Annotated in this window: 10 protein-coding genes; 5 read left to right on the plus strand and 5 right to left on the minus strand. The window is 46.6% G+C overall.

Annotated features, from left to right (window positions below; all coding sequences use genetic code 11):
• Nucleotides 1-2: 2 nt before the first annotated feature.
• Nucleotides 3-1,061 carry a response regulator gene (locus KE626_RS06800; RefSeq protein ID WP_211972101.1) on the minus strand — a complete coding sequence of 353 codons (1,059 nt, stop codon included), beginning with the start codon at nucleotides 1,059-1,061 and terminating at the stop codon, nucleotides 3-5.
• A 5-nt stretch (nucleotides 1,062-1,066) separates the two neighbouring features.
• Nucleotides 1,067-2,581, minus strand: a complete 1,515-nt coding sequence (locus tag KE626_RS06805) for a sensor histidine kinase (RefSeq protein WP_211972102.1) — start codon at nucleotides 2,579-2,581, stop codon at nucleotides 1,067-1,069.
• Between the two features lie 183 nt (nucleotides 2,582-2,764).
• Between KE626_RS06805 and KE626_RS06810 the strand changes: the two genes are divergently transcribed.
• Nucleotides 2,765-5,161: an FtsX-like permease family protein gene (locus KE626_RS06810; protein ID WP_211972103.1), complete on the plus strand. Its 2,397-nt coding sequence runs from the start codon at nucleotides 2,765-2,767 to the stop codon at nucleotides 5,159-5,161.
• A gap of 1 nt (nucleotide 5,162) precedes the next feature.
• Here the strand turns inward: KE626_RS06810 and KE626_RS06815 are convergent, their stop codons facing one another.
• Nucleotides 5,163-5,870 (minus strand): pirin family protein, encoded by a 708-nt coding sequence (locus KE626_RS06815; RefSeq protein ID WP_249207305.1) that lies wholly within the window; start codon nucleotides 5,868-5,870, stop codon nucleotides 5,163-5,165.
• 175 nt (nucleotides 5,871-6,045) lie between these two features.
• Here KE626_RS06815 and KE626_RS06820 point away from each other — a divergent pair, with 175 nt between their 5' ends.
• From KE626_RS06820 to KE626_RS06830, 3 genes are read left to right on the plus strand one after another with little or no spacing between them, the layout of a single operon-like run.
• Nucleotides 6,046-8,130: a TonB-dependent receptor plug domain-containing protein gene (locus KE626_RS06820; RefSeq protein ID WP_211972105.1), complete on the plus strand. Its 2,085-nt coding sequence runs from the start codon at nucleotides 6,046-6,048 to the stop codon at nucleotides 8,128-8,130.
• A gap of 9 nt (nucleotides 8,131-8,139) precedes the next feature.
• Nucleotides 8,140-8,730: an HmuY family protein gene (locus tag KE626_RS06825; protein WP_211972106.1), complete on the plus strand. Its 591-nt coding sequence runs from the start codon at nucleotides 8,140-8,142 to the stop codon at nucleotides 8,728-8,730.
• Nucleotides 8,731-8,750: 20 nt separating this feature from the next.
• Nucleotides 8,751-9,695 carry a DUF6607 family protein gene (locus KE626_RS06830; RefSeq protein WP_211972107.1) on the plus strand — a complete coding sequence of 315 codons (945 nt, stop codon included), beginning with the start codon at nucleotides 8,751-8,753 and terminating at the stop codon, nucleotides 9,693-9,695.
• A gap of 49 nt (nucleotides 9,696-9,744) precedes the next feature.
• Here the strand turns inward: KE626_RS06830 and KE626_RS06835 are convergent, their stop codons facing one another.
• Complete coding sequence (locus KE626_RS06835; RefSeq protein ID WP_211972108.1) at nucleotides 9,745-10,695, minus strand: YiiG family protein; 951 nt, start codon at nucleotides 10,693-10,695, stop codon at nucleotides 9,745-9,747.
• 180 nt (nucleotides 10,696-10,875) lie between these two features.
• Here KE626_RS06835 and KE626_RS06840 point away from each other — a divergent pair, with 180 nt between their 5' ends.
• Nucleotides 10,876-11,976 (plus strand): T9SS type B sorting domain-containing protein, encoded by a 1,101-nt coding sequence (locus KE626_RS06840; protein ID WP_211972109.1) that lies wholly within the window; start codon nucleotides 10,876-10,878, stop codon nucleotides 11,974-11,976.
• A 14-nt stretch (nucleotides 11,977-11,990) separates the two neighbouring features.
• Here KE626_RS06840 and KE626_RS06845 read toward each other — a convergent pair whose 3' ends face one another.
• Nucleotides 11,991-12,731 carry a sensor histidine kinase gene (locus tag KE626_RS06845; RefSeq protein WP_211972110.1) on the minus strand — a complete coding sequence of 247 codons (741 nt, stop codon included), beginning with the start codon at nucleotides 12,729-12,731 and terminating at the stop codon, nucleotides 11,991-11,993.
• Between the last annotated feature and the right edge of the window lie 336 nt (nucleotides 12,732-13,067).

Consider the following 13,067-nt stretch of genomic DNA (forward strand, 5'->3'; position numbering starts at 1 on the left):
GTTTAGTTAATCATTTCCGTTAATTTTTTGATAGACAGGGACGCTATCTGTCCTTCTTTTAAGGCGATCAGTCTTTCGTCCCTGAAATCGCCCAGTGTGCGTATCAGTGATTCCTTGGCAACTCCAGCCACTGCCGCAAGGTTTTCGCGGCTGATGTCAATCGTAAAATTTTTATCTCCTGCTGTATTGTATTTCTTATCCAGCGTGATCAGTGCTTCGGCCACTTTTTTCCGAAGGGAATTGTAGGCCAGCCCGATGAGCAGCTGTTCTTTTTCGGCCATTTCCCGGGAGAGCAGTTGTATAAATTTTCCCAGTACTTCCGGGTTGCTGCTGATCAGCTGCTGAAAATCTTTATGAGGGATAACGGCCAGCAGGGAGTCTTCCATGGCCTCCGCATTCTCCTGGTAATTGCCACCTTCCAGCAACGCCGTATAGCCCAGGAAATCGCCTTCATTGTAGAGGCCCACGATCAGTTCTTTGCCGTCGTCGTTGCGCTTATAGGTTTTTACTTTTCCATGCAGCAGGTAATACAGGTATTCGGGCCTGTTACCGGCAGCATAAATATTCTGTTTCTTTTTATAGTGGTTGGTATTGCGGTCTTCCTTCAACAGGGAAAGCTGTGCTGTGCCGTTGCTGGCGGAGAGGAGTATATCTATTCCCTGCAAGCCGGTGGCCGGCGCCTGTTTTATTTCCGCGCATCTTTTCAGGCGGCTTTCGATAGCGCTCAGCAGCTCGGTGCCTTCAAACGGTTTGGTGATGTAATCGTCGGCGCCCATTTCCATTCCTTTTCGTATATCCGTTCTTTCTGATTTGGCGGTCAGGAAAATAAAGGGGGTTGTTTGAAGGGCTTTGTTTTTATGCAGCATGTGTAACACGCCGTATCCATCCAGTACCGGCATCATGATATCGCATACGATGAGGTCGGGCAGGTGTTCTAAAGCCATAGACACGCCTTCTTTTCCATTGGTAGCGGTGAGTACCTGGTAGTTGGCCAGTTCCAGGATCTCGGCCACGTTTTCACAGATAGCCACGTTATCTTCTATCAGCAATATTTTTTCCATGGTCATCAGTTTTTGGGGAAGGGAAGGGAGACGATAAACTCCGTACCTTTTCCGGGAACGCTGTTGCACGACACGCTGCCATTCATAAGTTCAGCATACCTGGCCACGATATGGAGGCCAAGGCCGGTGCCCTGAATGTTGGATACATGCTGGCTGCGGAAAAACCGCTCGAACAGGTGCTGACGGTCTTCTTCAGAAATGCCGATTCCTTTGTCCTTTACGGACAGCTGGAAGGTGGAATCGCTGCATTGCGTGCGGATAGAGATGATGGCACTTTCGGGAGAGAATTTGATGGCATTGGATACGAGATTCATAACAATATGTTTAAGCAGTGTAGGGTCCAGGTACGCCTGGGTGGCGCCATGGTGTGCATAGTAGATGTTTTGCTGCGATTTTTTGAGTCCCTCCATTTCGCCCAGGATGTTACCGATATGTTTGGCGGCGTCAAAAGTTGCATAGCGTACCTGTATCTTTCCTTCTTCAATTTTACCCACGGAAAGAAAGTCGTTCAGTATATCGGTGAGCATATTTACAGAGGAGATAATGCGCTGGATATGTTTGCCCCGTTTAGCCACGTCTTCGGCGGCTTCATATTTCGATACCAGGTACACGGAAGAGAGGATGGCACTGAGGGGTGTCCTGAATTCATGCGAGGCCAGTGATACAAATCTTGATTTCAGTTCGTTGAGCTCCCTTTCCTTTTCCAGGGATATCCGCAGTTCGGATTCCGCTTCTTTTATGCTGGAGAGGTCAATGGCGATCCCGATATAACCGGTAATGTCGTTGCCTTCACGGATAGCCGATACCGTGAGTGATACCGGGAGAGAGCTGCCGTCCTTCCGGATGTACAGCCATTCGTATTCGTTGAACAGATTTAGTTTAGCCTTGATCGTTAGCGTTTCCATACCGGGTTCTACCGGTTGCTGCAGCTGCCTGGAAAATTCTTCTGCCCGCAGGGCTACTTCATCCTGGTCGTGCAGCATGAGCGGGGTATATATATCAATGACTTCGCTGGCTTTATAGCCGAGTATCCTTTCGGCAGCGGGGTTAAACCATTTTATAAAGCCATCGGTATTGATAACAATGATCATGGCGCCGGCGTTGGACCAGAGGCTGTTTAGCAAGCTGTTCATCCGCTGGAGGGTACCATCTTTGATGGCGGCCTCCTTTTTCTGCTGATCCAGTTGCTGCCTGGTTTGCTCAGAGGTTTTTCTGTCGGAGATGTCCATGATGTAGATGATGGTTAGTACTCCTTCCGGTGTGCTGTGCTCGCCTTTGCTCACTTCTACGGGGAATTTACTGCCGTCTTTCCGCAGTGCACTATATTCTGTGTCGTTGCAGGGCAGGAGGAGAGATATGGGCTGCCCGGTAATGTCTTCTTTCGTATAGCCGAACTGGTTAAGCAGGAAGGGGTTAGCCATGAGTATATTGCTATGGCTATCGGCTACCAATATACCAACAGTGGCGTGATTAAAGAGTACTTCGAAACCTATGTAATTATTTTGGGCGATGTTAATCATACAGGTAATGACCCTTTCTTCGGTGCTGTATAAATTTAATGATTCCCGGTGGAATAAAATACGGCTTGTCCAAAAATGAACGTTAAGTGTTTTATAATGAACATAGTTTTTTTTATTGTATGGATAACTGTTTAAAAATAATCGCCATATTGTATTGGCATTTCATTGGCGCCACAAAAAGCTATGCTGGAAAACTACCTGAAAACGGCTATGCGGAGTTTGTTCCGTAACAAGAGATATACCCTGATCAATATTACCGGTCTTACGGTAGGATTGGCTGTATGCATTACTATTTTTATACTGATCCGTTTTGAAACGGGGTATGATGATTTTCACCAACAGGGTAACCGTGTTGTCAGGTTGTTGACCAGGTTTAACCACTCCCTGAACGGCGTTCCCCGGTCGTCGGGAACACCGTTTGCACTACCGGGCGTATTAAAGGAAGAAGTGCCCCAGGTGGCGGCGGTAGCGCCGATCGCATCACTTCAGGATATGCCGTTGACAGTTCCGGATGAGAAGCGTATCAACCGGAAAACATTTAAAGAAAAAAAAGGCGTGGTGGCTATTTCGCCGGCATTCTTCCGGGTATTTTCTTATTCCTGGCTGGCAGGAACACCGGCGGCACTCTCGCAAATGGATGCCATTGTATTATCCAGGGAAACGGCGACGCGTTATTTCGGCGACTGGCGGCAGGCGATGGGAAAAACGGTGGAGATGCCGGGACCTATACCCATGAAAGTGAGTGGTATCGTGGATATTCCCGCCAATACAGAATTTTGTTTTAAGGCGATGCTTCCCTACCAGTTAATATTTCCCTCTTCTACTGACTGGGGAAGCGTTTCAGAGAGTCATCAGTGTTATGCACTGCTGGCGCCGCATGCCGATGAACGTCGTTTACAAACACAACTCAACCTGCTGGCACACAAGTATATTCCGCCGGAAATAAATAATACGCTCGAGTTCCAGCCTTTGTCGGCAGTTCACCTGGACGATAGTCTGTCTAATATGGGTGGTAATGGCATTAATAAAAGCCGCATCCGGATGATGTGGTGCATTGCCCTGCTTATTCTGCTGGTAGCGGGAGTGAACTTTGTAAACCTGTCAACCGCTCAGGCAGTGAAACGAGCGAGGGAAGCGGGTGTTCGCAAAGTGCTGGGAGGTAATAACCGCCAGCTAAGGAGACAGTTCCTGGCCGAGACATTTATATTGGTATTCACCGCCGGAGTGCTGGCGTTGTTACTGGTGGCGGCAAGTTTGCCGGCGGTAGGGAACCTGTTGCATATTAATCTGCAGTTGACCCTTCTTTTTCAACCGCAGGTAATGATTTTTTTCTTCCTGGTAACGGTAATGGTTACACTGGCTGCAGGTTTTTATCCGGCTGTTATCATCACCAGGTTTAACCCGGTGCAGGTATTAAAAGGACAGTTGCTGACTATACCGGCGGGTGGATTTACATTGCGTAAAACGCTGGTAGTATTTCAGTTCGCAGTGGCGCAAACACTGATTATTGCTATGCTGGTGATGGTAAAACAAACGTATTATTTTGATACCATGCCAATGGGATTTGAGAAACGGCTGATCCTGAATGTTCCGGTTGCCGGCGATAGCGCGGGGATGAGTAAAATTGGATTGCTGCATGGCAGGGTGGCTGCCTTGCCCGCAGTAGCCGATATCAGCTTTAGTATGGCGCCCCCGGCTGATGGCAATAATACCTATACAGGCTTTAATTTTAATCATGCCCCGGAGCCTGCCCCATTTCAGGCAGTCTATAAGTCGGTGGATGCCAGGTTTCTGTCGCTTTACCAGATGTCGCTGGCTGCCGGCAGAAATGTAACGGCTACTGATAGCATCCGGGAGTTCATGATAAATGAAACCATGGTAAAGCAGTTGGGTTATCATCATGCTGAGGATGTGCTCAATAAGGAAATAGCGCTGTGGGATGGCGCTGTGAAAGGGCTTATTGTGGGGGTAGTAAAAGATTTTAATACTTCTTCCGGGAAAGACAAGGTACCACCGGTGATGCTTTATAATTACCCGAACAGCCGTAACATGGCATCAGTTAAACTAACGGCGGCCGGGCTGCCAGGTACGGTCGATAAAATAGGAACGATCTTTAAGTCGCTGTATCCGAATGATCCTTATGATCCGCGATTCCTGGACGATACCATTGCTGCTTTTTATGTACATGAAGTACAGCTGACCCGGCTTTACCAGTTATTCGCCGCCATCGCTGTTTTTCTCAGCTGCCTGGGGTTATACGGGCTGTCGTCCTATATGGCCGTACAGCGGCTAAAAGAGGTAGGAATCCGGAAAATACTGGGCGCCACTACAGCCAATATCGTTTACCTGTTTTCCGGGGAGTTTATGCTGCTGGTTAGCGCCGCATTTTTGCTGGCGGCTCCGCTGGCCTGGTATTTCCTGCATCAGTGGCTGCAATCATATGCCTATAGTACGCCGCTGAGCTGGTGGGTATTTGGTGTGGGTGGAGCTGCTACTGCTATGATTGCATTGATAACAGTAGGATATCATGCTGTCAGGTCTGCGGTAACAAACCCCGCCCTGCATTTGAGAAATACCTGATCTACTTCTGATTAACAGGTGTTTCTATCACCAGGAATTCCGTTTTTTCAGCACACTGCAGCGTTACCTCACCGGTTTCCCACAGCCCGATGGCGTCGCGTTCCTGCAATACCTGGTCCTGTACCCTTAAACCACCGGCAATAGAAAAAATGAAGACACATTTATTGAGCGGGTTAAACGTATAGCTGAGCTGGGTAGGCTGCTCGTAATAGCCGAGCGATAATTTTGCGTTCTGGTTAATCCAGCAATGCTGCAGCCCCTCTTCTCCTGAAACAATGGTCACCAGTTTATTTTTCCGGTTTGCTTTCGGAAAGCTCCGCTGCTGGTAGCGGGGAGCAATGTTTTGCTGTTTAGGCGCAATCCAGATCTGGAGGAAGTTTACTTCTTCCGAACCTATGTTATATTCTTCATGTCTTAGTCCACTGCCGGCACTCATAATCTGTACCGCGGGTGCTTCAATTTCTGTGCTATATCCCATGGTATCTTTATGGTTCATTTTCCCTTTCAGCAAAACGGAAATGATCTCCATGTTTACATGCGGGTGAATACCGAAGCCTTTGCCGGCTTCCACGAAATCGTCGTTAAAAGCGATCAGCGATCCGAAGGCGCTGCGCATGGGAGCATAATAATCACTGAAGCTGAAAAAGAAATTACTTTTCAGCCAGCCTATATCTTTGACCCCCCTTTCACTGGCGGGGAAATGTTGCATTTTCATATATTAAGGAACAGTAGTTGGATTAAAATTGTTTGAAAGCGGGAGGCTTTTCCGGTTAAATCTAAGTTAATATCAAATTTCCGGATCTCGCAAATATGTTTCCCGAACTCGTAAAGTAAAATTTTTTTATGCCCTTACTTTTGTTGCACAATTTCAGATAACCTTTACCATGTATAGATATCTATTCCTGTTTGCCTGCATCATGCGGGCAGGGATCCTTTTTGCCCAAACAGATACTACCGGCAGCAATAAAGTATTGCAGGAGGTGGTAGTAACTGCTACCCGCAACGAGCAACTGCTGAGTAAAGTGCCTGTACCGGTAACGGTAATTACCAAACAACAGGTGCAGTCGATGGGTGCTGTATTGTTACAGCAGGTGCTGGCAGAACAAACAGGATTGTTTATCACCTCCAATCATGGAACAGGCGTGCAGATGCAGGGGCTCGAAGCCGAATATACATTGATCCTGCTGGATGGCGAACCGCTGATCGGGCGCACTGCAGGCACTTTTGACCTGTCGAGGATCGTAGTCAGTAATATTGAAAGAATAGAGATCATTAAAGGACCGGTTTCTTCCCTGTATGGCAGCGATGCCCTGGCCGGTGTTATTAATATTATTACTGCCGGTAACAAACAACAAGGGGTTACCAGTATTGGTGGCCGGTATGGTTCCAATAATGTGTACACGCTGGATGGTAATACGCGTATTCCTTATCAGAAGGGATCCTTTGCTGCCGGTGTCAGCATGTATAACAGTAACGGATACACGCTTGGAAATGCGGCTTCACCTACCGTATCGCCGTTTAAAACTTACACGGCACAATCCCGGTGGGAGCACGACTGGTCGCCCCGGTGGCATACCTCGTTGTCTGGCAGGTATTATGAACAACGCTACAACAGCTATTTCCAGGATACCAAAGGCCGCGTAAGCGATGTTGGAAAGGAAAAAGATATGAACGCTTCCTGGCAGGTGCGTCATACTCCCGGGAAAAATTTCAGCGAAGTGCTGCGGTTATATTACTCACGGTATGCTACCAATGAAGAGATGCGCTATCAGCAGGATAACAGTATCTATGATGTGTCGTTCTTCAAACAGCAGTATATAAAACCCGAATACCAGGCTGATTGGCAGCTTCATCCGAAACACCAGCTTACCGGTGGTATAGGTTATATACACGAGTCGCTGGAAGCTACCAGGTACGATAACCGTATGGCTTTTAATTCAGGCTATGTATTTATACAGGAAAACTGGAAACCTGCCGGCGCATGGAACATATTGATAGGAGGAAGGTTTGATACGCATAACCAGTACCCTTCTCAGTTTAGCCCGAAGGTATCGCTGTCGTATAATATAAACCGCGACTGGCGTATACTCGGCGCCGTTGGACGCGGGTACCGTGCACCTGATTTCAGGCAGCTGTACCTGCATTTTAATAATGCCGCGGTGGGATATACTGTACTGGGAACCCGGCTGGCCGCAGCAGTGTTGAAGGAAATGCAGCAGCAGGGACAAATTAAACAGGTGAATATAGACCCTGCGCAGACAAAAGAACTGGATGCAGAAAGTTCCTGGTCGTATAACCTGGGTATACAGGGAAAAGCTTTTGCCAATACAAAGGTTAAAGTGAACTTCTTTTACAATGCGGTGAAGAACCTGATAGATACCCGCACCATTGCCGTGAAAACAAATGACCTGGCGGTATACAGCTATGTGAATGTACACAGCATCAGCACTTCCGGCGCGGAGGTGGAGCTGTTGCAACCGCTGGGCGCTTACTGGCAGGTATCCGGTGGCTACCAGTACCTGCGGTCGAAAGATAATGACCTGTTTAAAAAAGTAAAGAACGGCGAAGTATATACGAAAGATGCCGGTACCGGCGATACCCGCGCGCTGAAGACCAGCGAATATTTTGGATTGTTTAACCGTTCCCATCACTCCGGAAATATTAAAATAGCGTATATCCATCCGCGTTTGGGCGTGGATGCCAATGCCAGGGTATTGTATCGCAGTAAATATGGCTTCACAGATGAGAATGGAAATAATACGCCGGATCTGAAATCGGAGTTTGTACCCGGGTATACCACTGTTAACCTGGCTGCCGCAAAATCATTGTTCAGCAAGCAACTCCGGTTGCAGGCCACCCTTGAAAATATTTTTAACTATACCGATCCGCAACATATTGCTACCATGCCCGGTCGCATATATTCGGTGGGTTTAACCTGGAATTTTTATCACGCCGTAAATAAACAATAAGCACCTGATATGAAAATACAATTTCAAACAGCAGGCATACTGATGCTGTCGCTGGTATCATTATTCTCCTGTAGCAAAAACGATGACAAAGTAACGCCTGCTCCTTCTGTTTCACCGGAATCGAAAGTAGTGGCCAATCTGGACGCCGACGCGGGAAACAAAGGCAGTTTTACCTTGTACAGCCTGGCAGATAATAAAGTTGTTCCAAACAGCGACTCTGCGACCACGAAATGGGATATCGGGTTTAAGGCCACCACCATTATTATTAACGGCGGCAGCAGCGGCCCGGGCAAAGGGGAAGCGCAGGTAGTGAGTGGCTTATACAGCACCTTGTTGGTAGCGCCGGAGTCGGGATACACGACAGACGCTGCTGCGAAAAAAGCTATTACAGGCTGGTATTCCTATAACATGACCACACATGTTATTTCGCCGGTGACCGGTGCCGTGATCGTGTTGAAAACTGCTAACGGGAATTATGCCAAACTGGAGGTAACCAGTTATTACAAAGATGCACCTGCTACTCCTGATGCCAATTCATTGAGCCGCTACTACCGTTTCCAGTATGTATACCAGGCAGATGGCTCCCGCAATTTTAAATAATTTTTTAAAAGAATATTTTCATGAAACATATCATCACCATTACGGCAGCCTGTATAGCCATGAGTGCCACTGCCCAGCAAAAAGTTACAGATAAGCTGACGGCCGACAAGGCAGCCATTAAAAGTATGTGTGGCTGCCAGGAAGTGACGTTTGAGTATACGGAAACTTTTCCCGGTGACAGCAGTTATAAACCTAAGGGCTATCATAAGATTATAGATGCCGTGGAGTATGTGACAGTAGCCGCGGAAGACGGGCATCGTATTGTGTTACAGCATTTGTTGATAGCAGACAGTAATGTGATCAAGCACTGGACGGAAGACTGGCAATATGAAAACCAGCAGTTGCTGGCGTACAACCAGGATAATGAATGGAGGAAGGTAACGCTCCCCGCAGCGCAGGTAAAAGGGCAATGGACGCAGAAGGTATATGGTGTGGATGATGAACCCCGTTATGAGGGCAGCGCCACCTGGGTGCATGCGGATGGTCGCCATTATTGGGAGGCTGCCAGTGATGCGCCTTTACCGCGCAGGGAATATACTACGCGTAAGGATTACAATGTATTGCATCGCATTAATCACCATGAAATTACCGCAGCTGGCTCCGTGCATGAACAGGATAACCTGAAAGTGATCCGTGCCAATGGTAAGGATAAAGTTATTGTAGGTGAAAAAGGATTGAATACCTATAACCGCACTGATGAAAGCAGGTGCCTGCAGGCGAAGGAATGGTGGGAGCAGAACAAGGCCTTCTGGGCGGTAGTGCGCAAAGGTTGGGAAAAGGTGTATGGCGCCAGCAGTGTTATTAATCTGCAAAAGAAGGTGAATAATGAGCCTTTGTATAAAGTGATGATGGCGCTGGAAGAAAAGGCATTCAAAAAAGAACTGGCTGGTGAAGCACTTGAAAAAGAAATTACGAAAACCCTACAGCAGTTTGCCACAAACAACGAGTTGAGTTTACAACGATAAACGAGTGGATAAGAAAAGCACCGCAGCCATTCCTGGCTGCGGTTTTTTGTTATTTGGTAAAGCTGTTATACCGGCCGATCATGGTATCGAGTGAGTTATCAAGACTTTCCAGCTCGCTCTCTGTAATGGCGCCCTTGTCTTTAGCATCGCGGGTTATTCTCTTAGCCATCAGCAGGAAGTCGTGGAAGCTGTCGTAGAAACTTTTATAGGACGATGCCTTACTTTCTTTCTCTGCATTTTTTTGATCGATGGCAGCATGCGCGGCCTGGTCTTTTTCCAGCGCATCATAAGCTGTTTGTGCGCGGGCGCTTACTTTTGCAAAGTCTTCACCGCCTTCTTCCAACAGGTTGATATAATTACGAACAGCCTGCATATCTGCTTTCATCGCTATGATGTAATCTTTCAGGGGACTGTCTTTCAGGATAATTACCTCGCTGGCATCTGCTACTTCATTTACTCTTTTCATCAGTACTATTTTCTGATCAAAAAAGGATTGTGCATCGTTGCGGATAGAATCGGCCAGGGCGAGACCTTTTTCCCCTTTATCATCTTTATAATCCTGTGCTTTGAGGTAGTCGTCCAGTTTTGCGTAGGTAGCTTTCAGTTTATCGAAGGAACTGGTGAAGCCGGCAACTTTTTCTTTAAAGAAGGCCTGGTCTTCTTTGTTGAGTGCCTCTACTGGTTTGTCGGCTGAAATTTTGTTGTGATTGAAAGTCGGTATCATTACCGGTTTAATGATACTGCCCAGGAAAACAGGGTTGCTTTTTCCTTTGAGGATTTCCTCTACGCGGTCAGCATTTTTCACGAGGCGTACCACATAGTCGGAGTTTTTGTTAGAGAGGTCAACGATGGCGTTGGTATATTCAATCACCTGGTTGGCAGCGGAAGCTGACTTTTCCTCGTAAGCGGAATTACTGCCTTTTTTCCCGGTATCATTACATGACATGGAAGTGGCAATCAACGCGATGCCGATGGGGATGTACAGAATGGCTCTTTTCATGATGTTTAAGGTATTTATGTCGGATTAATCAATTACACACATGGGCGTGCGGGGCATTTTCAGGGGCAAAGATATTTTTTCGGGCAGATAAAACAAAAGAAATGTAGGGATACAAACTACTATAATGAGTATATGCGGCCATTTTGATAACCGGTAATTTTATGACAGCAAATCAGATGAATGTTTTTACGACCTGGTATTATTTACGGAATGCTATGCTGCTGGTTGTTTTTAACCCTTTGTATACGGGTAAATGCACAGCATATAACCTTTGGCAATCCTTCTATGGAAGGCCGGCGGGGAAAGGGAATTGTACCTGCGCCCTGGTTTATTGCAGCGGGCACGCCTGATACGCAACCGGGTGTTTTTGACATTAAACTGGCGCCATCGGACGGTAACAGTTATATTGGCTTACATAGCGGAAAGGACTTCCTGGAAAGCATCGGACAGGAACTGCCACAGGCGCTGCGGCCACATGTTAACTATGTATTAAGCTTTGATATGGCTTTTACCGCCTATTATCTTTACCCGGCCTGTTATGGTAACCTGGCCGTTTACGGGGGCAATACCCCCGGTGATACAGCGGAGTTACTATGGTCTTCGGGAAGTTTTACACAAACCTACTGGAAGCGTTATCATGCTGTATTTCGTCCTGTTGCTGCCTGGCGTTATATCTCTCTTTGGGCGTACCCGGATGCACCCTGTAACAAAAGTCAGTTCGGCATCGCTTTGCTGATAGATAACCTATCTGCTATAGACGAGTTGTTACTGCCGGCGGTAAGGGCTACTGTAAAGGATTGCAGCTGCGGGGCAGTAACAGATGGCCGCATTACACTGCATGTAAACGGAGGTGTACCTCCCTTTCAATATAGGCTGGATAATGGAAGATGGCAAACGGATAGTGTATTTACAGATCTCGCATCCGGGCCACATACCGGCGAAATAAAAGACAGTCATGATTTTAGTGCGGGTGTGGATACAACGGTGACATCACCCTGGAAAAATTGCCTGGTGGTGTTGCCTACTGCTTTTACACCTAACCACGACGGGCAAAATGATATTTTCCGGCCAAAGGTTTACGATGCGATCCGTGACTACCGGTTACAGGTATACGACCGGTGGGGAAAGCTGGTGTTCATCAGCCAGTTGCCGGAATCGGGGTGGGATGGCACTTTTAACGGAGTGCCGTCAGATGTACAGTCTTACGTATATATATGCACGTTTACGGACGGCCGTCAGGAACAGCATCTGTTGAAAGGAAGCGTATTACTATTGCGCTGAAGACAGCTCCTCAACTATTCCCGGTTATCTGTTGGTGCATAGGGAAATGTGAGGGTGAAAACGGTACCGGTTGTATCGCTGCTCACAGTAATGGTGCCGTTGTTGGCATTAACGAAACACTTTACAATGGCCAGCCCCAGGCCGGCGCCTTCCCTGTTGCCAACGTTTCCTGCACGGAAGTAAGGCGTGAATAAAAATCGTATATCCTTTTCCGGTATACCGATGCCGTTATCCTTTACTTTGATGCAAAGCTCTTTTTGCCGGTAGTGTAAACTCAGTGTTGGGTCCTGTCCCTGGGAGTATTTGAAAGCGTTGCTCACCAGGTTGGTGAGGATGCCTGTCAGCTGGCTTTTATCGGTATAAATGTCGCGGCGGGTACCGGAAATTTTTATCCGTAAAAGCCGTTTATCGGGGCGTTGGTGAAAGTATTGCTGTTTTATCATCCTGGCAAAAGCCGTTGCGTTGGTGAGTTCCGCGCGTGTAACAGGGTTGCCGGCTACCATACTGCCGGTGATGAGAATATCATCCACCATGTTGCTGAGAATTGTTATTTCTTCTTTAATGCGGGACAAATTCCTTTTATAAAACGGCAGCATTAATTCATCCAGCTGCATTTTTGTTTCCAGTAATTCTATAGAAGATGAGATAGCTGTGATGGGTGTTTTAAATTCATGGGTTGCCATGGAAATGTATTCGTATCGCATTTCCATGAATGATTTTTCCCCGGCTGCATGCGTGTCGATCGTTTTCAGCATACTCCTGATTTTTGGTTGAATGGTAAATAAGGTTTATTTCGAAGGATATGAACTGGCAGGATAAATATGGTTGCAACCACAATATACATAAGTTTTCTAAATATTACATTGTAATTATTTTTATATGATTATTATGTTGTTTTGTTTTGTTTGTGAAAATTATTTTACTGATAATATAAATATATAATTAATTATAAATTGTTTTTTAGACTTGTTATGATGATAATTTTATGTGTAATTGATTGATAAATAATAATATGTATTTTAGTGCTAACAGGCTATTCTTTTTACAGCTATATTTACTATCAGATTATTTTATTGTACCATATCATTCGA

The organism is Chitinophaga hostae, from assembly GCF_018224885.1.
Lineage (GTDB): Bacteria > Bacteroidota > Bacteroidia > Chitinophagales > Chitinophagaceae > Chitinophaga > Chitinophaga hostae.